Raw genomic sequence first — 24,473 nt, 5'->3', positions numbered from 1 at the left:
AAAAGTGAGCAGATTAAATGAAAAAACTATGGATCGCCCTGACGCTTCTTATTGCAGCGGGTATTACTGCTGGAGTATTAATCTTTTCGGAATGCACCCAGGCAGCCGCGAGCTCCTGTCTTTATGTAGCAACGGACGGGAACGACAGTAATGACGGCAGCAGATCGGCACCGCTGCAGACGTTGAACGCAGCTTCTGAACAGGCGGAGCCTGGAACAATTGTATATGTCAGAGGAGGCACGTACGAAGAACCGTTGGAAGTATCACAAAGCGGCAGTGCTTTGAATCCGGTTACGTTTGAAGCATATGAAGACGAAGAAGTAATTTTAGACGGTGAAGAAATGGAAGACGAAGCAGGTATAACAGCAATGATCCATATAGAAAACCAGAACCATATCACCATCCGTGGGTTCACCATCCAGAATTTATCGACAGAACTTAGCAACGAAACCCCTGTAGGCATTTTCGTTCATGACAGCGCTGATGGAATTACGCTCGATAACAACCATATTCGCGGTATCGAAACAAACGCAGACAGCGGAAACGCACACGGCATTGCAGTATATGGCCGGGAATCAATAACCGATGTCGAAATTATTAACAATACGGTGGAAAATCTTACACTTGGCTCAAGCGAAGCGGTCGTGTTAAATGGAAATGTAGAGGATTTTACGATTGCTTCGAATACAGTACGCCATAACGATAACATTGGAATTGACATGATCGGCTACGAGGATGTTGGAGACGACCCGGATCTTGATTACACACGGAATGGAATAGTGGAAAACAACACCGTCTACGACAACTCTTCGTATGGCAATCCTGCGTATGGCGAGGGGGATGTTTACGCCGCAGGAGGGATCTACGTAGACGGAGGCAGCGACATTGATATTCAGAACAATACGGTATACAGGAATGACCTTGGTATTGAAGCAACCTCGGAGCAAGACGGGGAACAGGCGGAAAATATCCGGATTACCGGGAACACCGTCTATGAAAACAATTTTACCGGCATCTCCATCGGCGGGTATGACGAAAAAAGAGGCGGGACGAAAGACAGCACGATTACAGAAAACATTATATACCGTAATGATGCAAACGATTTGGACGGAGGACAGCTGCTGCTGCAGAATGATACGGAAAACAACAGGATTGAAAACAATATATTAACAGCAGGAAGCTCCCGTGTATTTGTAGCTAATTACTTTGAAGATAACACGAATAACGAATTCAACAGGAATGTGTATCACCGGGAGAAAGACAAGGAAGGCATCTGGATTTGGGAAAACGAGCAGGTCTCCACGCTTAATGAATTTCAGTCTTTGGTTGGCAGTAATAATGATTCCCGTTACGTGAATCCGCAGTATAAAAACGCTTCTAATTACAACTTTGAATTATCCCAAAACTCTCCCGCGCGTGAAGTTATTGAATAAAATAAAGCCGGACGGATAGCAGTTTATCCGTCCGGCCTTTCTTATTGCTTTAAAGAATAGTGCGTTGGTTCATCCACTGACTCAATTTAGTAAATAAGGTCGGAGGATTTGGGCGTTCAAGATTATTCGGGTTGCAAAAAGCAAAGTAATCGACTTTTTCAATAAAGTACGTAAGACGGAGCAGAGCAAACAGCAGGGCCCCGCTCGACCCGAGAGCAAAGCTCAGTCCGTAGCCGTTGAATCCTAAAGGAAGCAGCAGGAAGGTGAGCACCGCATTTAAAGAGAAAAACAGGATGGAAGTAATCATCGCACCGCGCCGGTCTTCAAAATAGAGAAGGATCAGCGTCAGTACAAGAACCATCGCGTTTGAAAATGCCCCGACCGTCGTAAAACGGAAAATCGAGATGATGTCGTCCTCGATGGGTACAAACGTAGTAACGTAGCCGATCGATAAAATGATCACAATCGAAATCATTCCCTGACTGCGCACGAGCCGTTCGAGCTCCTCCTTTAATACATACTGCATGGAATCTTTTGACGTTTTAATCTGCTGAAGCGTCCCTCCCTGGTTGATGTAGCCGTAAAAAGAACGATACCGTTCGTAAAAACGGGTCTCCACCGATACGACGAAGATAATCAGGGTAGGAATAATAGTCAAGTACGACCAGAAGATCGCGGTATCATACACCCGGTTATAGACAAACGAGTCGAGAAGAATTGATCTTCCTTCCCCGAACCAGATAATCCAGTTACATACCCAGATACCGACATTGTACAAAAATCCGGTCCAGAATAGGGTTGGGTATTTGTCGAAATAGCTGATGTATTGAAACTGGCTGTCGGATGTATGAAGCGGAAACGTAATCAGCATCGAAAACAGCAGTCCGAACAAGGTGATAACCATGCCGCTCGTAAATCCAAGTACAAGCATAAAGCTTGTAGCGTGCGGAATGAACGTAAAAGCTTCTGCAGAGCGGCCGAGGAGAAATACCATGCCTACCGCAATCACTGCCCCGGACAAAAAGCTGTAGGCGACAGCCTGATAAAACTTTGCGGCACTTAAGAATAAAAACAGCACCCAGATTAAGTTAATGGTGACAAACAACACAAGGAGCAAAAGCTCATACAAAAATGGAAGAGAGCTTATCCATATAAAGATGAGCCAGGCAGTAACCGCGAGAAGCAGGGTTACCTTTGTCATTCCGAGAAAGGTTGGAAAGACTTTATTTGTCTTTTTCTCATAAAATAGATCCGCGACATACCGCGTAACTACCAGCTGCTGGATGCCAAACAGCACCTGGGAAAAAATAAACGAGTAGGAAATGGATAAGTTGAAAAGCTCCCGTTCCTGCAGCGTGACAGGCAGAAAAACCGTGGAAAACCATTGGATCATCGCAATAGTAGCGATAACGACAATCCATGGCCCAGCGGTGACCAGACCGGCAAAAGCATAGGCTTTCATCCTGGAGGAAAAGTAATCTTCCTGAAACAACTGCTGGAGTTTAAACCCTATGCCGGCCATATTCGAGCCCCCTTTGATGATAACGTTCTGTGTACTCCTGAATAAACTGATGAATCTGATAATACGCTTCGACCCGGTTCTGCCCATTGCGGCCGAACTTTTCGGCCTCCTCCGGGTGCTGATAAATCCATTCACAGCGCTGGGCTACCTGCTCCGGATTCACAGGAGGAACAACAAAGCCGGCTGGCCCGTATGGATCGCCTTCCCGCCCATGAATCAGCTCGGAGCAGGAGCCTACATTTGTAGCGATAAACGGGAGGCCTGCTGCCATGCCTTCAAGAACGGCCAGTGGCTGTCCTTCAGAAATACTTGTCAGCAGACATACATCAAAGGTTGGCAGGTAATCGGTAATGTTTACTTTTCCGACAAGAAAAACGTGGTCCTGGAGGCCAAGCTGGTCGACGAGACGCCGGCACTCACCGGCATACTCGAGATCTTCATCCAGAGGTCCCATAATAGTAAGCTTAAAAGGAACAGCACGGCTTTTTAAAATATTGCCGGCATGAATCATTGTCTTAAGGTCTTTAATAGGAACAACGCGTACAATAGCTCCGATATGAACATAGGATCGATGATGTTTGTCTTTTTCGACAAGCGATAAACGGGCGTAGTCAATTCCATTCGGAATGATTTCAATCTTAGCCGGATCGGCCCCAATATCCTCCTGCAATTCGCCGTTGCGGGCAAATAGGGTGATTACGTCATCCGCCTCTTTGTATGCCTGGCGGGAAAGGTGATGGAAAAACGTAATCCAGCGCTGTTTGTAGTAATCCGGTATCCAGTTAGCCTGAAGAATTTCTTCCTCTCGCTCCCGGGAATAAATACCATGCTCGGTCAGAAGATAAGGAATTTCCTGCTGTTTTTTAATAGCTGCAGCTACCATGCCGGCATAGCCTGTCGAGGCTGAATGCACAATATCAAGCTCCGGAAATGAAAATTGAAGCAGTTCGATCACGGGCGCAAACATGCCGCGCCACATCCAGAAATAATCGATAAACGAACCGGACTGCTTTTCTTTATCGTAGCTCTGTTGCACGATTTCCCAGAACAAGCTGCTGGAAAAAAAGTTTTCTGTGCCCCCGAGCTTTTGTCCGAGAGCAAGCAGAGCATCCGAATGGACAGATTCAAACATCATCCATTCGGTAATCGCTTCTTCATCCTCCGGTGTTAAATGGAAATTCCGCTGTCGTCTCGGCTGCTGCATATTAAGCGGAAGATTCAGGACCTGCGAAATGTTGCCCGGCAACTCATAACGGTAATCCTCTGGAGAGATCGGCTCCGGAGTGATAGCGATGATAACGAATTCATGCTCGGGCATTTGCTTTACGAGCATCTGGACCCAACTGGCCACTCCGCCGCTGACGTACGGATAGCTTCCTTCTACAACCATGCCTATTTTCATGATGCATCATCCTTTAGCGGAATTTCAGCCTGCGGCTCTTCGAGCGTCAGCCGGTACAACGTACCGGAATCGCCGTAAGCTTCAATGGAGCCGAAGTCAAAGCTTCCTGTTTCAATAGAAGTACCTTTTTCAACACGAAGCATCATGGTGGAAGGTTCAAGCAGAGCTTCTCCCTGAATCATAATTCGGTCCTCCTGATACATAACGTCAATATTTGAAGCCTGATAGCTTTTCATTCGTTCAGTGGCCTGCGCCTGGGTCATACTGTCGAGGTTTGGATATGTGTCTTCGACAAAAACTGCCATGTCCTCAAACTGGGCTTTCATATCGTCCCAGCCTCCCCCGTAAGCCCGGTCCGGGTCAAGCACGTCATCCGGGTGAATAAAGTGAGAGAATACACCGAAGTTTGCAACTGCATCTGCCTGAATGAACTGAGAGTCAGGACTTTCCCAATACCCGCTGGAGATACGCGGGAAATGATAAATCGATGGATATTCTTCATCTTCTTCAAACTCCTGAATGAAGCTTCCTTCGCCTTCGCCGGTATAGAGAGAAGCAATTGTGTTGATGCTTGGAAGGGCTTCATGAATCGCTTCAATTCCGGTTCTGTTTAGTACGTTGGAAGGAGGCACGTACGTTTTAAATTCCTCTTCAGGGTAGTAATGCTGAAACACTTCCTCCACCCGTGTCAGTGATTCCTCCATTTTTTCCTGACTTTCCCAAGGGCGGTATAAAAGCTCGGGATCCATTGGTTCGTCTTCGGTTACGAGCGGCTGGTGATTGTAACCGTGCAGGCCGATCTCTCCGTCGTGGCGGTAAACATTTCTGCCGAAGAAAAGCAGTGGAAAACGGTCATTTTCAATAAGCTCTTCGGCTGTGGCATCCATTCTATCCTCATACGTGCCGATAATTAATCCGGTATATGTGAGGTCATGGTCCATGCCAATTTGTTTCATGTCCTCCCACCAGACATCGGCGTAAAAATCCTCCACAGACATATTGTACTGACTGGCAATTTGTTCGTTTTCCTCTGTTGGAGCGGGAGCTGGGAAGTCGTCAATATGGGCCATTTTAATATCAGCCTGACTGCTTGCAAAAGCTGGAGGCAGAATAGATAGTGACTGCAGCATCATACCCCGTGAGTTTTTTATTTCCATGGAAGTTGTGTTCCAGAAAAGCGCTTTTCCTTCACCATACTCGTTTGTCCACATTAGTGGGTCGCCTTCGGTGGATAAATAAGGCTCCGCTCCTTCACGCAGTGTTATGTTGGCAATGCTGTGGGAAAACAGAGTCGAATCAGAACCAAGATCGGTGTAGCCCGGGAAGAGCTCCTGCTCAAAAGTCAGGCCCTGCCGGTTGCTAAAGTCGTTCACGTCGTCAATGCCAAGCATTTCATTATATCTTGTATCAATAAAACGGGCGCCAATGTAAAGGCGGCCGCCCTCCTCGACGAACGATTCTATCTCTTCAAATGGCCATTCTTCAGCGTGCTCGCCGGCTAGAACCAGTACATTGTAAGGAGAAGGCTCGAGATCTGCAATTTCGTCCCGCGAAATTTCGGTGTGCGGTACTTTGGCGTAATCGAGGGCATGTTCAAAGTTATTTAATGTATTTTCAGAAAGGTCACTGTCGTTTTTATGAATGTAGACGTTCATTTCTTCCCCCGCCGTTTCCTCGTTACCTGAATTCATCGTTTCTGTTTCTTCCGCTGTATTTGAGGCCTGATGGGGGAGCCACAGCTGAAAACGCTCAAGCCGGATAAACTGGAGGATGAGAAGAATACTTAAAATAACTGCAAAGAGCCCGATCGTTGACTTCATCATCTGTTTTTTCATGAAACGACCCCTCCCATCTGCCGGACAATATACTGGCGGTTTTCTGGTATTTTTTCTGTAGCTACATGTTGATGCATTTGGGAAAGGACGTGCTCTATCCCGGTCCAGTCTTTTTGGTTATAGTAGTATTCGATTAAGTTTAAATAACCATCGGCTTCATCCGGGAAAGCCTGAAGCATATACATGTACGTGTTGACGGCCTGTGTCGGGGAATTAAGCTGCAGATAGATGTCCCCAAGCTGGTTGAAAACCTCCATATGATCCGGGAAGTCTTTGGCTGCCTGCTCTAAGAATTGAAGAAACACATAGCGCAGATGCTCCTGTGAATGATCGTCAAGCAGGCGGCTGTCAAGGTAGCCCCGGTAGACTCCCATCAATCTGCTGAGAGTCTCTTCGCTGTGAAAGTGCTCATGCTCTGTTTTTGCTGTCTCAAGACTTTTTTCATAGCGGTCGACAAGCAGATTCATGGTCGTCGCAGCATAGTGGACGGTCTCTGAATCATCGTTGTTGAGTCCGAGATTCAGATACTTCCCTTTGTCCGAAATGTTGGAGTTGATCAGCTTCAGCATTAAGCTTTTGCGGTCCGGCTGGTTATCGTTTGTAAATGCCTCCATCAAGGGGGTGAGGTTTTTATTGTCTTTAGCTTCATAGCGAAGATGCTCCAGGTTAATCGGCTGAAACTTCACGTATTCTGTATAATCAGAGACAATTTTGTTTGAATCTACCCGCCTGGAAGCCCACCAGGCAAGAAGACCGAAAGCCTCCCCAATCAAAGGAAGAAAGCAGCTGATCAGCACAATCCAGATAACGGCTCCGTACTGATCCGGCTGTAGTCTTTTTTTCGCGGCCTTCGCCGCAGCAAATAAAATACAGGCGTGAACGATGTAAAAAAGAATAACGAGTATCGTTGGCTGTATAAGGTTACCCAGCATGAGTGCCTCCTTTTTCTTTTAAGGCTTTTTTGATTCGTTTTTCGACCACTTGAGCGTTTTCAGCATCGGTACCGGGCAGGAGGAAGTAGAGAATACTCTGTCTGGCATCAAAGCCGATAATATCTATTTCACGCAGGTAGGTCCTTAAAATAACTTCAGCTTCAGCAACAGACATCCCCTCAAAGCGGTCAAACTGAATGGCTACTGTGCTGTAAGGAACGCCGTACTCTTCCTGGCGCACCTCCTGCTGGGCCACATGAGCATCAAAGGCATCTTTATAGTAGACGTTTGTTCCGGGAAGCATTTGTTTCTCTTCATCTTTGGCCTGCCATTCACGTGCTCTTTCAATACGGTTGGAAATCCAGTCAAGCACAAAGGACATGATTTGGATTTCATGAGTAGTAAGACGGGAGAAGTCGAGCTGGTCGATAATCAGTACTTCCTGGATTTCTTCGTTATAAACGATAGGCCCTGCAATTACCGGGGCATTTTTTTCGTCTTTGACGTTTCGCAGCGTGATTGCCTTTTCCGTGAACAAGCGCTGGTAAAAGGATGATTCTTCGCTTAAAAATACGGTTTGCGGCAGTGTCTGTGAACTTCCCTGGCGTACTCTCAGCCGAAGGGATCTTTTCGACGAATCTACATGATAAATCGCAATGTCATTAGCTTTAAATAAATCTGCGATAATTGCGATCGCCTCATTTCGCACAAGCTCCGGCGTAGGCTGATCGAGCTTAATGCCGACCTGGTAAATCTGGGCGAGAGTATGCTCGGAGTCCAGTACTTTTTCCTGCATAACCCGCTGGGAATCCTCGAGTTCTTTAATAGTTCTGGTCAGTTCTTTATTATCATCTTTCAATTCATTCTGGGTGTACGTAAGGCTTTCATAGCGTTCCCGGTAGGATGAGCTGTAAAGGCCGCATATAACAGCGAGAAGCAGGGAAAACAGTAAATAAAGATAGTCTCCGGTGTCATAAAACAGAAGGAACAGGTCATCTCCTGCTGTAAATGTGGCAATAACGTGATACACAAGGGTGGTGAAAAAGCTCATAATGGCAATATTAATGCCATACCGCAGAGAGAAAAACAAAATAACAAACAAAAATGGGTTAAGTGTCCAATCAAGCATTCCCAGCTGGAATACCTGGTCGATGATCCCTAGTACAAGAACGACAACGAGCAGCTCCACAACTTTTCTCCACACATTTTTCTGCGTGTAAATCATCCCATCACCTCTTCAAAAAGTTATATTAGATTTATGTACCGTATTGCTATTGCTGCACCGTCCGAGTAAGATTAGTGAAACTTTATACTTACAAAGGAATTGAAACCGTGATGCTGAGGGTGCAATGGCATGGTTCATAAATCCCTGCACTTAAAAAGGACCGGTCCTAATTCTGTGCTTCAAAGCTTATTTACTATCTATAAGGAGGAGCATTATGGGTATTATCTCACAAAAAATGATTTTTGTTACAAATTTTTCTCTATTTTTTTATAAGTCTTTTCTAACGAATCTGAAACCCGCTTCTCACGGTACTTTCCCGCTGGCGAAAATGAAAAATTACAAAATTTTTTACGATTCCCCAAATAAAAACATACTCAGGGAAATGAAAAATTATGATGTGGTAATTATTGAACCGGTGTATTATTCCAGAAAGCAGGTAAAAGCCATCCAACAGGTGGGAACGAAAGTTTACGGTTATATTAATGCAATGGAAGCGGATCGATGGAATGAGGCTTTGTATACACAGATGGAGGAAAAAGATTTTTTTCACCGTCGTGGAAGCCGCGTATATTATAAACAGTGGGATTCCTACCTTATGAATATAGACGAAGAGCATTACCGGCAAGTCCTTTTGAGTGAAGTCACAAAGCAGATTTACGCCAAAGGGTGTGACGGTGTATTTTTAGACACGGTGGGAAACATCGATGACGAACATGAAAACGAATCTGAAATACTACGTACACAGCGTGCCGCGATGGCTGTGTTTATGCAAAGCATTAAAGAGAAGCATCCGCACCTTGCCATCATTCAAAATTGGGGATTTGATACGCTCAGCGCTGTTACGTATCCGTTTGTAAACGCTATTATGTGGGAAGGGTTTGAGTATTCAGAAATTGCAGGAGATGAATGGGCGCAGCAGAAAATTGCCAAATTAAAAAAGCTGCGGAAAAAACACAAAATTCAAGTACTGACGGTTTCTGAGCGTGAAGAGGAAGAAAGCCGGAAGTACGCAGAATCTAAAGGGTTCTGCCATTTTCATTCCCCGCGTGGATATAATGTCTGGGAGTAGGGCAGGAAAACAAAGCATTAAAGAACTTTACAGACAATAGTATTGTTATTAAAAAGAAAATGATGTAGTTTGGAAATAATAAATAACCAAATTTTGGGGGGAGATCAGCGATGATACTGGTAACCGGTGGTGCAGGATATATAGGAAGCCATATTTGTGTAGAACTGCTGGAGGAAGGTCACGAAGTAGTAGTTATTGATAATTTTTCCAACAGCCGCTCCGTTTCTCTGGAGCGGGTGGAAGAAATCACAGGAAAAAGTCTTGAATATTTCAATGTGGACCTGCTGGACCGTGAAGGAATGGCGAGCATATTTGAAAGATTTGATATTGAAGCAGTTATTCACCTCGCAGGACTGAAGGCGGTTGGGGAGTCTGTGGAAATCCCGCTCAAATACTACCACAACAATATTACTGGCAGTATTATCCTTTTTGAAACAATGAAAAAATATGATGTGAAAAAGATGATTTTTTCGTCTTCGGCTACTGTGTACGGTACACCGAGAACAAATCCAATTACGGAGGACTTTGAGCTGCAGGCGACGAATCCCTATGGCAATTCAAAACTGATGATTGAAGATATTCTCCGGGATCTTTACGTATCCGATCGCGAATGGAGTATTTCCATTCTCCGGTATTTTAATCCCATCGGTGCACATCCAAGTGGACGCATTGGAGAGTCTCCAAGCGGTATACCGAACAACCTGATGCCTTATATAACGCAGGTGGCAGTAGGAAAGCTTCCGCAGCTGAATGTGTTCGGGGATGACTATCCAACAAAGGACGGCACAGGAGTAAGAGACTACATTCACGTTGTAGACCTTGCTAAGGGTCATTTAAGCGCTCTGCATAAATCGATGGAAGGACCGGGGATTGGAGAGTTTAATCTTGGCACCGGAAAGGGGTACAGTGTACTGGAGTTGGTGGAAGCCTTCGAAAAAGCATCTGGCAAGGACGTGCCTTATGAAATACGGGACCGGCGTCCGGGGGACATTGCTGTCTGTTATGCGGACCCTGCCAAGGCGCGTAATGAACTGGGATGGACCGCTCAAAAAGGAGTCGAGGATATGTGTGAAGATTCCTGGCGATGGATTAAGCATAATCCGGAAGGGTACCCGACTGTGTAAATAGTAACGCTCAAAAAAAGTCTGTCTTTTCAGGCTTTTTTTTTGTTTTTATTTCTAAAATTAAGAAATATTTCTAAAAAAATGTACTTTATATATAAATATAGTTCTTATAGCACGGTACTTATTTATGAATAAGAAGTATAATAAAGTAAATAATGAATGCATGTTCACTCATACATATGCCGGTCGACCGGCATAAATAAATAAATGGGGTGAGCAGGATGGGTAAGAAATGGTTCAAAGCCGTGATTCTTTTAGTGTTTTTGCTTGTCACCTGTTTCTCGTTCCCGGTTCAGGCGGATGCTGCGAGTTCAAAGTATGTGGTGAAGGGAAATACTTCAAGTAAGGTAGTGGCGCTGACATTTGACGACGGGGCAGACGGTGCCAACATTTCCAGAATTCTTCAAACTCTGTCCACTCACAACGTTAAGGCCACGTTTTTCTTGACGGGTACTGGTACTAAAGACCATCCACAGTCAATAAGAAATATTGCTAATGCTGGGCACCAGCTAGGTAATCATTCATACTCCCATCCTGATTTCACCACCATTTCCACCACGAGAATGAAAAAAGAATTAGCAGATACGGAAGCGCTCGTGAAAAGTACTACTGGAAAATCAACCAAACCTATTTTTCGGGCACCGTTTGGCGCCACCAACTCCACCGTGCTTAAAACAGTGGGAGATGCAGGCTATACGCATACTCTGCACTGGAATATCGATACCATTGACTGGAGAGGGCTTTCAAAAACGCAGGTGCTGAATAAAGTAGTAAACAATATTGAACCGGGTTCGATCGTGTTAATGCATACAGGTGCAGGAGCGCCTGGCACGCCAGCCGCACTGCCGGAAATGATTACAAAGCTGAAAGCACAAGGATACAAGTTTGTGACGGTATCTGAATTATTGCAAATCCAGGGTTCGCCATCGACCGGAGGAGCTTCTTATACCGTAAAATCGGGCGACACGCTCTACAGCATTGCAAACCGTAACGACGTGAGCGTAACAGAGCTGAAAAAAGCGAATAGCATCCCAACGAGCTCGAATGTCATCAGGGTCGGCCAGGTGTTGAAAATCCCGGGCAAAGGGACCACTACACCGCCTCCTGCTGAATCCGGCTCGTATACTGTGAAATCGGGCGACACGCTCTACAGCATTGCAAACCGTAACGACGTGAGCGTAACAGAGCTGAAAAAAGCGAATAGCATCCCAACGAGCTCGAATGTCATCAGGGTCGGCCAGGTGTTGAAAATCCCTGGGGGAGGCACAGCCTCTCCACCAGCCTCGTCTACTACGTACACCGTAAAGTCAGGTGATACGTTGTACAGCATTGCAGGAAGATACAATACTACTGTCCAAAAAATTGCTGCAGACAATAACATCTCTAATACTGGCGTGCTCAGTATCGGTCAGAAGTTGAAAATCGCTTCGTAATAAAAGGTTGAACGTAAGCCCTGTGCGGGTAAAGAGAATCAGACCGTAAGAAAAGGGAGGTTTTCTAATGACCGAAATTACGTTCAAACCAGAAAAAGGCACACACACTACGAAAAGCAGCGATGGCCATAACATTCAGTACACGATTAATTTTGTGGAAAAAAATAATGAACGTGCTGTACACGTGAATTATGAAACAAAAGACCGGCTCACTCCACAGGCTGGAACTGTGTTGTTTGAAATGGGCCAAACAGAGATTGAACAGCGAGGGGTCGTCTTTCATTTAGACGGTACGCTCGAAAAGGGGGAAAACGAATAAACCGGCCGGAATGTTCGGCCGGTTTTATTTATGGAAAAAGAGCAATATAAGCAGGTTTCTTGGTATAATAACTTTTCAGAAAGGAGTAATGGCCTATGATATTATTAATGATGCTATCATTTAAAGCAATTTTAGCCTTCGTTGCTGCTGTAGATATTATTTTAGAGGCTTTTACTCCACAGCCTTTGCTTACCGGCTGGATGAAAGGAATTCATGTGTGGAGCCTGCTTTATTTATTATACTTCAGCCTGTATAAGAATTTTGACGTTGAAGAAGGAAATGAGCCGAATGGAAGCTACCGGTGGATTCTGCCTGCCCGGAAACAAAAAGAAAAGGTAGCAGACATTGAAAACAAAAAAAGAAAGAAAAAATTATCATAAGCGTACAAGTTCTTTATGAAGTCTATAAATTTCCTCATTAAAAATACGAGAGAGGATTTGAACACCGTTTTGAGAAAGGCGGGTCTTTACTTTTTTCTTATGAATTTCACGAAGCCAGTCGCGCCGGTCGTTAATATCACCAAGCAGAGGCTGCATTTGTTTGTACAGCTCTTCGGAACGATTCCCATCAAACTGGTATATACTGCTGGTGTATTTGTACAGATAACGCATCTCTTTCGTTTGCAGGCGTACATCGTGCAAGGCGGCGAGGGTCTTGGCGTGTGTCCAGCCATGACGGTCTTTAATAGATTCGTAGCGGCGAAAAGTTTTTTGATAGCTGCTTTCTTTTTTATCCAGTCGATCTTTGAAGGGGAAAAATCTGCTGTACAGTGGCAGTTCGCTTTCAAGAAAAAAGTGCCATCGCTGCATATGCGCGTTTTCAATCATTTCGGGGAGATTTGTAAGGAGAGCTTGCTGATGCTTTTTTTGTTTGTGGTACTGAAGTTGCAAAACTGTCTTAAATACTTCTTCCTGCCGGGGATCCGTTGTCTGGTCAAGAAGCGATTGAAAAGAAGAAATTATCACATCACTCTCTCTTAAAGGGGCAAGAAGGCGATGGATACGCTTTAGCCGTGTGCGAACGTCATTGGAACGTGGAATGCCCAGAAAATCGATAAGCGCCTGAAGCCGGCGCCCGGTCACGCGTGCTTGATGAACGTCTTCGGGGTCTTCAAGAGTGATAGCTTTCCTGCAATAGGTGAAATGATCGGAAAATAGCTGATCCAATGTCCTGTTCCAACGGTTTGTTTCTGCATGGGAGCTTTCCTCCCGACAGTCGAGACACAGATACGACTGGCCTACGGGTAGCAACTCTTCTTTTTTTCTGCAGAGGGCGCAGGAGGCTGTATAGGTTTTCAGATAAAGACCGCCCTCACTTTCATCCCATTCAAGCAGGGTGTCTTCCTCCCACTGCAGCGAGTGCCGGAAGGAGGCAGGAAGGAGCACGCGCCCGTCAGCGTCAACTTTTTTTTTGTAAAATAGCCCTTCCGGCGGTATTGTATTAAAAGAAAAATGCAAACATTTTTCAGAAGCCATGAGAGTGATAGTAATGGTTGAGTGCTTAGAGACATGATGCGGCCTGGCAGGCACAAAAAGGTGTCCTGTTTTGTCAAATGTTACCGGTGTCAGACTATACATAGAAAGTCCTCCCCAAGGTAATTGTTATCGTAGCTTTACCCGGTTCTTACTATTTTTATTCCTTTAAGCAAAGATGGCCCTTGACACTTCCCAGAGTAAAAGTGTAACATTACCTTTAATTAAAGATAATTGAATTAAGGATATGATGAGCATGAGTAATCCTATGAGCGGGCAGGACCTCGCTTTAAAATCATTAGTCGTGTTATCAAGAGCTAATCATGCAGTAGAAGAAAAAATTCGGGAAGATATACGTGCACATGGTTTGAATCCTACCGAATTTGCTGTGCTTGAGCTTTTGTATCACAAAGGAGAGCAGGCTATTCAGCGCATTGGGGAAAAAATTCTGCTGTCGAGTGGAAGCATGACCTACGTTATTGATAAACTCGAAAAGAAAAAATATCTTTTCCGGACCCGGTGTCCACAAGACCGGAGAATTATTAATGTACGTATTACAGAAGAAGGCTCTGCCTTGATGGATGAGATCTTCCCCCGTCACCAGGCAGCTATTCAGGAGATGTTCAGTGTGTTTGATGACCAGGAAAAAGAAACATTTATAGCTATGCTGAAAAAATTAGGTCTCTCTCTCGAAAAATAAATTTTTTTACGTTAATATCTTGAATTAAAGATATATGGCTTCGAAATAATAATGAAGAGAGGATGAATATGAAGAAAAAAACCGCTGGTATTCATCACATTACGGCGATCGTAGAAAATCCAAAAGAAAATATTAGCTTTTATTTAGAAGTTCTTGGTTTACGGCTTGTTAAGAAAACCGTGAATTTTGATGACCCCGGCACGTATCATCTGTACTTTGGTGACAGCGAAGGTTCACCGGGCACCATTATGACGTTTTTCCCCTGGAATCAGGCACGTAGAGGCCGGACTGGCAGCGGTCAGGTAGATACCACGGTGTTTGCTGTTCCTTTAGGGAGTCTTGCCTTCTGGAAGGAACGCCTCACAGCTTTCGGGGTGAAAGTCGAACAATTCGGAAGATACAACGAAGCGTATCTTCGCTTTCAGGACCCGCACGGCCTTCATCTGGAGCTGACGGAACGTCCGCCGGCGGGGAACAGTTCTTCCAGGGTGCCTGAGGGTTACGCGATTCAGGGATTTGCCGGGGCGGTACTGAATTCCGGGGCGCCTCACCAGACAGCTGATCTTCTCGGACAGGTGATGGGAATGAAGTATGTGGGACAGGAGGGAACGTATCTTCGTTTCAAGACCGAAGCCTCTGTCGGTAACACCATTGAGGTCAGTACAGCTCCGTTTCCGAGGGGAGAACTCGGGACGGGTACTGTGCACCATATAGCTTTCCGGGCTCAGGACGACGAGGACCAGCTCGAATGGCAGCAGCATATGACATCCCATGGCTACGCAACTACGGAAGTGAAGGACCGTGATTATTTCAAAGCCATCTATTTTCGGGAACGCGGTGGTTTGTTGTTTGAGATTGCGACCGATCCCCCGGGATTTACCCGGGACGAGCCGTTCGACCAGCTGGGACAGGAATTGAAGCTGCCGGTCTGGCTTGAGCCAAGGCGGGAGCAGATTGAAGCGTCACTGGAACCGGTGCATGCATTAGAATAAAGGAGGATTATAGTGAAACACATTTTTCAACAGGGAACGGAGCAGAGCAAACCAATATTCATGCTTCTTCACGGGACAGGGGGAACAGAAAACGATCTATTACCGGTGGCGGGAATGATAGATGATTCCGCTTCGGTGCTTGGGGTGCGCGGAAATATTACGGAAAATGGCATGCCGAGATTCTTTAAACGCTTGGCTGAAGGCGTGTTTGATGAAGAAGATTTAATGAAACAGACGGAGGAGCTTTATGGATTTATAGATACCGCCTCTGCAGAGCATTCCTTTGACCGGAAGAACGTGGTGGCTGTTGGGTATTCCAATGGGGCCAACATTGCTGCAAACCTGCTCTTTCATTACGAAGAGCCGGTAAAAGGGGCGGCTCTGTTTCATCCGATGGTGCCCCGCCGAGGCATACAGCTTCCAGATTTAACAGGCCTGCCTGTGTTTATTGGAGCGGGGAAAAATGACCCGATCTGCCGCCCGGAAGAAACAGAGGAGCTGGCGGAAATGCTTGAAGCAGCCGGTGCTGAGGTCACCCTGCATTGGGAGGACGGCGGCCATCAGCTGACAAGAGAAGAAGTAGAGCGGGCGGCTGCCTGGTATAAACGCTCGGTACTTTAACTTAATTGACTTTCGTGTGTGAGTGGAGCACGCATCCTTATACCAGAAAGCATGCAGAAATAAAAGAAATGGTGGTGCACGAAAGTGGGAGTATTTGATTTTTTGAAACAAAATACAAGGAGCGATGAAGCAATGGAAAACGTAAAAGTAGCAGTCATTTATTACAGCGCAACAGGCACAAACTATACAATGGGACAATGGGCCGTGGAAGGCGCAGAAGCAGCCGGCGCGGAAGCGAAGCTCGTCCGTGTTCCGGAGCTTGCTCCTGACGAAGCGGTACATGCAAACCCGGCGTGGAGGCAGCATCTCGAAGATACCTCCCACATTCCTGAGGCTACACTTGCTGATCTGGAATGGGCAGATGCCTTTATTTTCAGTATGCCGACGCGTTTTGGCAATCTGCCGGCGCAGATGAAGCAGTTCATTGATACTACCGGCGGCCTGTGGATGAACGGCCAGTTGGTCAATAAAGTTGTAAGCGGCATGTCCTCCGCCCAGAACCCACACGGAGGGCAGGAAGCTACAGTGAAGAACCTGTATACGACGATGATGCACTGGGGAGCGATCATCGCTTCTCCGGGCTACACAGATCCAGTCACGTTCGCTTCCGGCGGCAACCCATACGGCACGAGTGTAACGGTCGACCAGGAGGGCAACATGCAAGAAGACATTGAAGAAGCCGTCAAGCATCAGGCGAAGCGTACAGTGACAGTAGCTTCGTGGGTGAAAAAGGGTATGGAGCAGCAGTAGTCAAAAGGGGCGCGTGCGCCCCTTTTATATGGAATCTAATAAAGCATTTGGAACAAAGGAGGAACGCAAGGTGGAAGGAATCAGAGGCCTGCACCACGTAACAGCTATTACGAGCAGTGCAGAAAAAAATTATGAGTTCTTTACGTACGTATTAGGCATGAGACTGATCAAAAAAACCGTCAATCAGGACGATATTCAGACGTATCATTTGTTTTTTGCTGATGATGAAGGAAATGCCGGCACAGACATGACTTTTTTTGATTTTCCGGGTATCCCTAAAGGCACACACGGCACAAACGAGATCGCACGAACATCTTTCCGGGTGCCTAGTGACGAAGCGTTAGTATACTGGGAAAAACGATTTGACCGAAAAGATGTTAAGCACCAGGGCATTTACGAACGCTTTGGGAAAAAACGCCTCCCATTTGTTGATTTTGATGAACAGCAGTATGAACTTGTTTCTGATGAAAACAATGAAGGAGTGCCGGCAGGCAAGCCGTGGAAAAGCGGTCCTGTCCCAGATGAGTACGCGATTACGGGGCTTGGGCCCATTTATGTCCGTATCGATAACATTGACTATTTTAAAGAAATGATGGAGCGCGTGCTCATGTTTAAAGAAATCGGGCATGACGGCTCATTTCGTTTATTTGAGGTCGGAGAAGGAGGAAACGGTGCCCAGGTGATCGTCGAATACAACGCGGTTCTTCCGCCGGCGCGTCAGGGCTATGGCACTGTGCACCACTCGGCATTCCGGGTGAAGGATCGCGAGGAGCTCGACGCCTGGATTCAGCGAATGGCAGATTTCCGCTTCCGCACATCTGGGTACGTGAACCGGCATTATTTTGAATCACTTTACTCTCAGGTGGCACCGCAGATTTTATTTGAATTTGCGACGGATGGCCCGGGATTCATGGGAGACGAACCATATGAAACCCTCGGAGAAAATCTCGCTCTGCCGCCGATGCTCGAGCCGCAGCGCGAACAGATCGAGGCATCTGTGCGCCCGATTGATACAGTAAGAAGCACGAAAACATTTGAAAAAGAATACAATGACTAAGGCAACGCCTCCGGCCTCCGGGCCGGGGGTTTTTTTATGACTCACCTTTGCCTGAAAAATGGAAAGTATAGTAAGCTGGTAAAAAGAAGTCAGAACGCATCTCCATTCAGAAGGGCGGGGGTAAAATGAAAAAAGACATATATGTAGTGGGAGCAGTCATTTACGACAAAGAGTGGATTCTTTGCGCTCAGCGCGGGCAGACGAAAACTCTTCCGCTGAAATGGGAATTCCCGGGCGGGAAAATTGAAGCAGGGGAAACGCCGGAGCATGCGCTGCAAAGAGAAATCAGGGAAGAAATGAATTGCGGCATCAGCATTGAAGACAAAATTGAAGAAACAACGCATGAATACGATTTTGGGATTGTGCACTTAACGACATTTTATTGCAGGCTTACTGGAGAAGAACCGACACTTACGGAACACCGTACAATCAAATGGGTACATAAAGAAAATCTGTATGAACTGGACTGGGCGCCGGCAGATATTCCTGCCATTCATAAAATCACTCAGTAGTTTTTATTACAAACATAGGCAGGAGATTGATGATGGATACAGTACGTCAATTACAGGAATCGTTACACCGCGGCTTTATTGACCGGAACAGCTACGAGCGCAGTCCTTATGCACCAAAGCTTTTAATGAATGACAAACAAAAGCATGAGGAGGTGCTCGCTACACTTCTTCATGAATTGCAACGGTGTGAATCTTTTTTCTTTTCAGTTGCCTTTATTACGGAAAGCGGCCTGGCCACCTTGAAAACGCACCTGCTGGAGCTGAAAGAACGAGGTGTGCATGGGAGAATACTTACGTCCACCTTTCTTCAGTTTAATCAGCCGAAGGTCTTTCAGGAGCTGCTGAAAATTACGAATATAGAAGTGCGCTTAGCTGAAATCGATGGATTTCATTCCAAGGGGTATGTATTTAAGCATAAAGACCACTATTCGCTGATGGTCGGGAGCTCGAACCTGACGGTGCATGCGCTGAAGGTGAACTACGAATGGAATATTAAGCTGTATTCTCATGAAAACGGAGAAGTGATTCATCACTTCCGTCAGCAGTTTGAAGATATCTGGTCGCAGGCGGTTCCGTTGACGGAGGTATGGATAGAAAAGTATCAGCAGCTGTATCGTCCGCAGGCCCAGGAGAAGATTGCCGAGCTTTCTCCAGCCTGGATTGACCGGAACGCAATGAAGGAAGCACTGGAAATCAAGCCGAATAAAATGCAGCAGGCAGCTTTGAAGGAACTGGAGGCCTTGAGAACAGAGGGGCAGCAAAAAGGGCTCGTCATCTCAGCAACAGGTACCGGAAAAACGTATTTGGCCGCATTCGATGTGCGAAAGTACCGGCCCCGAAAGATGCTGTTTATCGTACACCGGGAGCAGATTCTCCGGAAAGCAAAGGACGACTTCGCCGAAGTTCTCGGAGGCCGCACAGAGGATTTCGGGTTATATACCGGCGCTGGCCAGGACACGGAGGCCCGGTACGTGTTTGCAACGATACAAACAATTTCAAGGGATATTCATCTACAGCAGTTTGACCCTGAAGCATTTGATTATATATTAATTGATGAAGTACATAAGGCAGGGGCTGCATCGTATCAAAAGGTTATTGATTATTTTCAGCCATCATTTTTACTTGGTATGACAGCGACACCGGAGCGAAGCGATGATGTAAATATTTTCGCTCTATTTGACTATCAGGTGGCGTACGAAATACGGCTGCAGGAAGCGCTTGAGGAAGAAATGCTCTGTCCTTTTCATTATTTCGGAGTAACCGATTATGAGAAGGACGGAGAAGTGATTGACCAGACAACAGATTTGAGCCGGCTTGTGTCGGAAGAGCGCGTAGAACACCTGCTCAAAAAAATTCATTATTACGGTCATTCCGGGGAGACAGTGCGTGGACTGATTTTTTGCAGCCGAAACCGGGAGGCAGAAGAGCTGTCTGCCCTCATGAACCAAAAAGGGCGGAGCACCGTAGTGCTGACCGGGGCTCATTCGCAGGACGAGCGGTGGAAGCAGGTGAACCGTCTTGAAAACGGCGTGATTGAATACATTATTACCGTGGACATATTCAATGAAGGCATTGATATACCAAGTGTGAATCAGGTTGTCATGCTCCGGCAGACGCAGTCGAGCATTATCTTTACCCAGCAGCTTGGGAGAGGACTCCGCAAAGCCCCCACTAAGGATTTCGTAACCGTCGTGGATTTTATCGGCAATTATAAAAATAACTACCTGATTCCGGTGGCGCTCTCCGGCGACCGTTCGCTTAATAAAGATAATATCCGCCGGCGGATGCAGACTAATAGCTTTGTTCAGGGCGTTTCCTCTATTAATTTTGAAGAGGTGGCCAAAAAGAAGGTGTTTGCTGCTATCGATCAGACGAATCTGCAGGAAATGCGAAAGCTAAAGGAATCTTATATGAATGTAAAGCAGCGTATCGGACGGATACCGCTTTTAAAGGATTTTCTACAGCAGAATGCCGTGGATCCGGAAGTGATCACTTCTAAATATGGGAGCTATCACCGTTTTCTGGGCAAATTGAAGGAAGAGGTTCCCCGGCTGTCTCCGCTTGAGGATCAACTCCTATACCTCATTTCGGCGGAATTTATTAACGGAAAACGCCGGCATGAAGTAGAAGTACTGCGGCATCTTCTTAAGCACGGCCGCATTACGACAGAAGAAATAGAGCGCATTGTGCAGGCGTCGGGGGACGTCGAAACAAAGGCAGCGACCATATCAGTGAAGAGACTTTTAACGACGGATTTTTTCACAGACCCTTATCAAAAAAAGTACGGCAGAACCCCGCTGGTAGAAGAGGACAGAGGAACCATATTATGGCACACTGCGATGAAAGAAGCGCTCGCCGGTTCGCCCTGGTTCAGCGTGCTCGCGGAAGACGTGCTTTCCTGTGCGGAACTGAAGAATGAACAATACGGCAGGCCGCCATTTACGCTGTATCAGAAGTATTCCCGTAAGGATGTATGCCGGCTGCTGAACTGGGAAAACGATGAAAGCTCAACCATATATGGCTATAAAACGAAATACGGCACGACTCCTATTTTTATTACGTATCATAAGCCAGAAGACGTGGAAGCCAATATTAATTACGAGGATGAGTTTATTAGCCGCAAAGAGCTGCAGTGGTATACAAGGAGCAACCGGACGACTGCCTCCAAAGAAGTGCAGGAAATTGTCGATGCAGATAAACACGATAACCGCATTTATATCTTTGTGAAAAAAGACGATGACGAAGGCCGTGAGTTCTATTACATGGGCGAAGCAAACCCGCTGAAGCATACGGCAGAAGATACATCCATGCAAGATAAAAATGGAAAATCAATTCCGGTTGTGCGGTTGAAGCTTCAATTAACGGAAGAAATCGATGCCGATCTATACCGTTACCTGCACAGTGATTAAGTGATTAGAAGATAAAATTTTTCAGGCTGTTTTAAATGGCTTTTTCGCCTGGGCGGCCCACGGACTGGGAAGTATGTAAAACAGCTTGCTTTTTTCAGATTTAACGTACATGGAATATATCTATTTTATTACCCTGCTTCCCGGACTAGGCTGCTCTTCCTTCGGGTATAGGGGATCATGTAGACTGGGAGGAGGAGTATATAATGAAAAAGAACGCCTTGGTGACTGGCGGGAATCGCGGTATTGGACTGGAAGCCTGCCGGCAGTTAGCTCAAAGCGGCTTCAAAGTATGGCTTGGAGCAAGAGATGGGAATGCGGGCAGGGAAGCAGCAAAAGCATTACAGGACGAAGAACTCGACGTGCAGTTTATTGCACTCGATGTCGGTCGCCCCGATATGGTGGAGGCAGTGAAAAAACACATTCTGGACGAAGACGGAAAACTCGATGTGCTTGTAAATAACGCCGGAATTTTTCCGGATCAAAAGCAGTCTATCGTTGATATTGAACCAGAGACGTTCGAAGACATTCAATTAACAAATTATTTCGGACCGTTTTTTACGATGAGGAGCTTTATGCCCTCCATGCTCGAAGCAGGCTATGGACGTATCGTAAATATAGCTGCTGAAATCGGAGTTTCCGGCACTATGGATGCCCCGATGGGTGGCGCGTATAAATCCTCTAAATATGGATTAAATGCTCTGACACGGTTGTTCGCCGGAGCGGTGCGGAAAAAAGATGTAAAAGTGAATTCGGTCAGCCCGGGATGGGTACAAACTGATTTGGGCGGAGAAAAAGCTAAGCGAAAGCCGGCTGAAGCAATGGAAGGTATTTTGTGGCTTGCCCAGCTTGAAGAAGACGGTCCGAACGGAAAGTTTTTCCGTGATAAGGAAGAACTAGATTTTTAAAGCAGACGCACCTCCCGGAGTGCGTTTTTTTATTGAAGAAATTCCTCATTAATCGCAAAAATACCTCCACCTTAATCTGTGGTGGAGGTATCATCTGCATCGTCGTTAATGATGTTAACTATCTGCTGTGTGGCCCGGCGGCCTTCCTCGGTGTCCTGGAGCTGAAACACATGAGGCATTTCCGGATACTCATAGTAGTTGATGGGAATATTTTTCTCGTCGGTAATCTCAGAAAACTTCCGGGCATCCGCAAGAAACAATTCATGGGTGCCAACAATTAAAGTCATATCTCCAAGGCCGGTCATCTCTCCATAAATCGGACTAACCATTGGATTTTTCAAATCAGCATCTCCGGCATAGGAGGCTCCGGCATTCAGCAGCCATTCCAGATCAAGAAAAGGATCTACCGAAGTTAAATCCTGGATACCGGGGTTTGTCATGCTGACGTCAAGCCACGGAGAAAGCATGATAATATCTCCCGGCTGTTCGATGCCCTGACGGTTTAGCTCCTGGGAAAGTGCGAGAGCCAGTCCGCCTCCGGCAGAGTCCCCCATGATGACAATATTTTCAGCTTCTGTGTTCTCAAGTGTCTGCATATAGAGAGGCACCAGTTTTTCGAAGTTCTCTTCATATTTATGCTGCGGGGCTTTCGGATAAACAGGGAGCATTACCGTGCTGTCAGTCTGATCCTGCACTCCCGCCAGCCACTGAAAATGGCGGGGGTTTGGCTGACTGACGTAGCCGCCGCCATGCAGATAAATGATTTTCTTTTCTGCGGTCTGTTCGTTTTCGAGTACATAATTGTCCATGCCGTTTAATGTCATTTTCTCGTAATCATAACGGGCCTCAGTTTCTTCAGGAAGCTGGTACTCCGGCCTGTCCGGGTAAGAGCCGTCTTTGCCATTTGAGCTGTCAGCAAGGTTTGTCACTACGGACATTACCGAGCGGTCCTCGTGCCAGCTTGTGTAAAGAATAAACGCAGAAAATCCTGCAGCGAAAAGACCCAAAAGGCTCAAAATCCAGTATTGTAATTTTCTCTTTGGTGTTTGTCTTTTCATGCACCGACCTTCCTTAAAGTTGCTCCGTGAGAATCAATACGTATTATCTTAACACAGGTAGTTGGTTGTTGACAGCTTTCGGTCCAGAAGGAGGCCGGGAGGTTATTTACCTATAAGAAACGGAGCTTTATTTTTGATTAAATATACGAACGGTACGCTGATGATAAGCGTAACTACAGTAAACATAATCCCCCACAAAGAAGTAATAGGCATTGGGTTGCCTTCAATACCGAAGCCGTATTGAAGCGTTATACGGATGATGGCAAAAATCATAAAATGTAAAGCGAAAATAATCAGTGAGTTCTGTCCCAAGTAACTGAGAATGCGACTTGTTCCTGCCAGGCGAAAGCTTAAAAACAAAATACCTGCAGTGCCGAGAAGAGAAGTAGAGATAAAGATAGGGATAGATTCATATTCCCCGGAACGCATGTCAATACGATTGATAAATTGAATGAACGGATAAATCAAGCTGAGTGCTGCGGCCGCTGCCACCCAGCCGAAGGAGTATTCAAATATTTTTGTCCGGGCCTTTAACAAATAACCAAGCCCGAAAAACAGTATGGCAACGGTAGCTACCTGGATACTCCACGGAAGCATAGAGTCAAACCAGCGGGTCGAGAAGTAACCCGCTGTTGCGACAGCAACAATACTGGCAATGCGGACACTGTCCAATGGCACATATTTGAGCAGCAGATAAAAGCCGACTTCAACTAAAAACAGACAGGTTAAAAACCATATAGCTGGGTTGTAGGCTAGCAGATAGTTGTCACCGGCAGAGTAAAAAATGCCGAGAGCGGGAATAACAGCATCAACATCGTCTTTCCCTAGAAAGGGACGCTCGAGAAAAACCCAGAATGTATATGTAATGATGGAGAAGGTAAAATAAGGGATAAGCAGTGAACGGCCTTTTTTTCTGGCGAAATCGACCGGGCGGAGATCAGTATAGCCACCTTTAAATGTAACCCCGGATAAAAGAAAGAACAAAGGCATGTGGAAAGCAAAAATATACTGGCGTAAAATATCGTCAATGGGAGCGTGGCCGAGGACAACGAGAATAATGCCTAGTCCTTTGGCAATATTCACCCATTCAAAGTGCTGATTCATCATTATCACCTGCGTCAACTGTTAATTTTAGTGTCGGAAATGCTGAAAGATACAGCATATCATGGAGAAAAAGCGAAAACTATCGCAAGCCTATGTAAA

The 24,473-nt window shown here is 46.0% G+C and carries 22 protein-coding genes; 14 read left to right on the top strand and 8 right to left on the bottom strand.

What is annotated here, in order from left to right:
* The first annotated feature begins 17 nt into the window (after positions 1-17).
* Complete coding sequence (locus tag Q9M42_RS08980; protein ID WP_322526146.1) at positions 18-1,433, top strand: right-handed parallel beta-helix repeat-containing protein; 1,416 nt, start codon at positions 18-20, stop codon at positions 1,431-1,433.
* A 49-nt stretch (positions 1,434-1,482) separates the two neighbouring features.
* Here Q9M42_RS08980 and pelG read toward each other — a convergent pair whose 3' ends face one another.
* The 5 genes from pelG to Q9M42_RS08955 are packed head-to-tail and all read right to left on the bottom strand — an operon-like array spanning position 1,483 to position 8,349.
* Positions 1,483-2,955 (bottom strand): exopolysaccharide Pel transporter PelG, encoded by a 1,473-nt coding sequence (gene pelG / locus Q9M42_RS08975; protein ID WP_322526145.1) that lies wholly within the window; start codon positions 2,953-2,955, stop codon positions 1,483-1,485.
* Positions 2,936-4,357 carry a GT4 family glycosyltransferase PelF gene (pelF, locus tag Q9M42_RS08970; protein WP_322526144.1) on the bottom strand — a complete coding sequence of 474 codons (1,422 nt, stop codon included), beginning with the start codon at positions 4,355-4,357 and terminating at the stop codon, positions 2,936-2,938. Before pelF ends, pelG begins: the two co-directional genes overlap by 20 nt.
* Complete coding sequence (locus Q9M42_RS08965) at positions 4,354-6,192, bottom strand: DUF2194 domain-containing protein (protein ID WP_322526143.1); 1,839 nt, start codon at positions 6,190-6,192, stop codon at positions 4,354-4,356. Before Q9M42_RS08965 ends, pelF begins: the two co-directional genes overlap by 4 nt.
* Entirely contained in the window at positions 6,189-7,124 is a 936-nt protein-coding gene (locus Q9M42_RS08960; RefSeq protein ID WP_322526142.1) for a tetratricopeptide repeat protein, read from the bottom strand. The genes Q9M42_RS08965 and Q9M42_RS08960 overlap by 4 nt, the downstream gene beginning before the upstream one ends.
* On the bottom strand, positions 7,114-8,349 hold the full coding sequence (locus tag Q9M42_RS08955; protein WP_322526141.1) for a hypothetical protein: 1,236 nt from the start codon (positions 8,347-8,349) through the stop codon (positions 7,114-7,116). The genes Q9M42_RS08960 and Q9M42_RS08955 overlap by 11 nt, the downstream gene beginning before the upstream one ends.
* Positions 8,350-8,731: 382 nt before the next feature.
* Between Q9M42_RS08955 and Q9M42_RS08950 the strand changes: the two genes are divergently transcribed.
* The 5 genes from Q9M42_RS08950 to Q9M42_RS08930 all read left to right on the top strand — a co-directional run bounded on the left by Q9M42_RS08950 (position 8,732) and on the right by Q9M42_RS08930 (position 12,674).
* Positions 8,732-9,418, top strand: coding sequence for an endo alpha-1,4 polygalactosaminidase (locus Q9M42_RS08950; RefSeq protein WP_322526140.1), 687 nt, complete (start codon positions 8,732-8,734; stop codon positions 9,416-9,418).
* Between the two features lie 110 nt (positions 9,419-9,528).
* Positions 9,529-10,542, top strand: a complete 1,014-nt coding sequence (gene galE / locus Q9M42_RS08945) for a UDP-glucose 4-epimerase GalE (RefSeq protein ID WP_322526139.1) — start codon at positions 9,529-9,531, stop codon at positions 10,540-10,542.
* Positions 10,543-10,763: 221 nt separating this feature from the next.
* The gene (locus Q9M42_RS08940; protein WP_322526138.1) at positions 10,764-11,975 is read left to right on the top strand and encodes a LysM peptidoglycan-binding domain-containing protein; all 1,212 of its coding nucleotides are present in this window, start codon (positions 10,764-10,766) and stop codon (positions 11,973-11,975) included.
* Positions 11,976-12,042: 67 nt separating this feature from the next.
* Positions 12,043-12,294 (top strand): hypothetical protein, encoded by a 252-nt coding sequence (locus tag Q9M42_RS08935; protein ID WP_322526137.1) that lies wholly within the window; start codon positions 12,043-12,045, stop codon positions 12,292-12,294.
* 95 nt (positions 12,295-12,389) lie between these two features.
* Complete coding sequence (locus tag Q9M42_RS08930) at positions 12,390-12,674, top strand: hypothetical protein (RefSeq protein ID WP_322526136.1); 285 nt, start codon at positions 12,390-12,392, stop codon at positions 12,672-12,674.
* Here the strand turns inward: Q9M42_RS08930 and Q9M42_RS08925 are convergent.
* On the bottom strand, positions 12,669-13,871 hold the full coding sequence (locus Q9M42_RS08925) for a CHAD domain-containing protein (protein ID WP_322526135.1): 1,203 nt from the start codon (positions 13,869-13,871) through the stop codon (positions 12,669-12,671). The genes Q9M42_RS08930 and Q9M42_RS08925 overlap by 6 nt on opposite strands.
* A gap of 142 nt (positions 13,872-14,013) precedes the next feature.
* Between Q9M42_RS08925 and Q9M42_RS08920 the strand changes: the two genes are divergently transcribed.
* The 8 genes from Q9M42_RS08920 to Q9M42_RS08885 all read left to right on the top strand — a co-directional run bounded on the left by Q9M42_RS08920 (position 14,014) and on the right by Q9M42_RS08885 (position 22,212).
* Positions 14,014-14,466 carry a MarR family winged helix-turn-helix transcriptional regulator gene (locus Q9M42_RS08920; RefSeq protein WP_322526134.1) on the top strand — a complete coding sequence of 151 codons (453 nt, stop codon included), beginning with the start codon at positions 14,014-14,016 and terminating at the stop codon, positions 14,464-14,466.
* A 68-nt stretch (positions 14,467-14,534) separates the two neighbouring features.
* Positions 14,535-15,458 (top strand): ring-cleaving dioxygenase, encoded by a 924-nt coding sequence (locus Q9M42_RS08915; protein WP_322526133.1) that lies wholly within the window; start codon positions 14,535-14,537, stop codon positions 15,456-15,458.
* A gap of 12 nt (positions 15,459-15,470) precedes the next feature.
* Positions 15,471-16,079: an alpha/beta hydrolase gene (locus tag Q9M42_RS08910; RefSeq protein ID WP_322526132.1), complete on the top strand. Its 609-nt coding sequence runs from the start codon at positions 15,471-15,473 to the stop codon at positions 16,077-16,079.
* 132 nt (positions 16,080-16,211) lie between these two features.
* Positions 16,212-16,829, top strand: coding sequence for an NAD(P)H:quinone oxidoreductase (wrbA, locus tag Q9M42_RS08905; protein ID WP_322526131.1), 618 nt, complete (start codon positions 16,212-16,214; stop codon positions 16,827-16,829).
* Between the two features lie 70 nt (positions 16,830-16,899).
* Positions 16,900-17,886: a ring-cleaving dioxygenase gene (locus Q9M42_RS08900; protein WP_322526130.1), complete on the top strand. Its 987-nt coding sequence runs from the start codon at positions 16,900-16,902 to the stop codon at positions 17,884-17,886.
* A 125-nt stretch (positions 17,887-18,011) separates the two neighbouring features.
* A complete protein-coding gene (locus Q9M42_RS08895) occupies positions 18,012-18,398 on the top strand; it encodes a (deoxy)nucleoside triphosphate pyrophosphohydrolase (RefSeq protein WP_322526129.1) in 387 nt (128 codons plus the stop codon).
* A 29-nt stretch (positions 18,399-18,427) separates the two neighbouring features.
* On the top strand, positions 18,428-21,307 hold the full coding sequence (locus Q9M42_RS08890) for a DEAD/DEAH box helicase (protein ID WP_322526128.1): 2,880 nt from the start codon (positions 18,428-18,430) through the stop codon (positions 21,305-21,307).
* A 203-nt stretch (positions 21,308-21,510) separates the two neighbouring features.
* Entirely contained in the window at positions 21,511-22,212 is a 702-nt protein-coding gene (locus tag Q9M42_RS08885) for an SDR family NAD(P)-dependent oxidoreductase (RefSeq protein WP_322526127.1), read from the top strand.
* 71 nt (positions 22,213-22,283) lie between these two features.
* Here Q9M42_RS08885 and Q9M42_RS08880 read toward each other — a convergent pair whose 3' ends face one another.
* Together Q9M42_RS08880 and Q9M42_RS08875 are read right to left on the bottom strand one after the other, a co-directional pair.
* Positions 22,284-23,270: an alpha/beta hydrolase gene (locus tag Q9M42_RS08880; protein ID WP_322526125.1), complete on the bottom strand. Its 987-nt coding sequence runs from the start codon at positions 23,268-23,270 to the stop codon at positions 22,284-22,286.
* 102 nt (positions 23,271-23,372) lie between these two features.
* A complete protein-coding gene (locus tag Q9M42_RS08875; RefSeq protein ID WP_322526124.1) occupies positions 23,373-24,377 on the bottom strand; it encodes an acyltransferase family protein in 1,005 nt (334 codons plus the stop codon).
* Positions 24,378-24,473 lie beyond the last annotated feature (96 nt).

The sequence above is a fragment of the Marinococcus luteus genome (assembly GCF_034497705.1).
Classification (GTDB): domain Bacteria; phylum Bacillota; class Bacilli; order Bacillales; family Marinococcaceae; genus Marinococcus; species Marinococcus luteus_A.
This window is presented reverse-complemented; position numbering and strand designations above follow the sequence as displayed.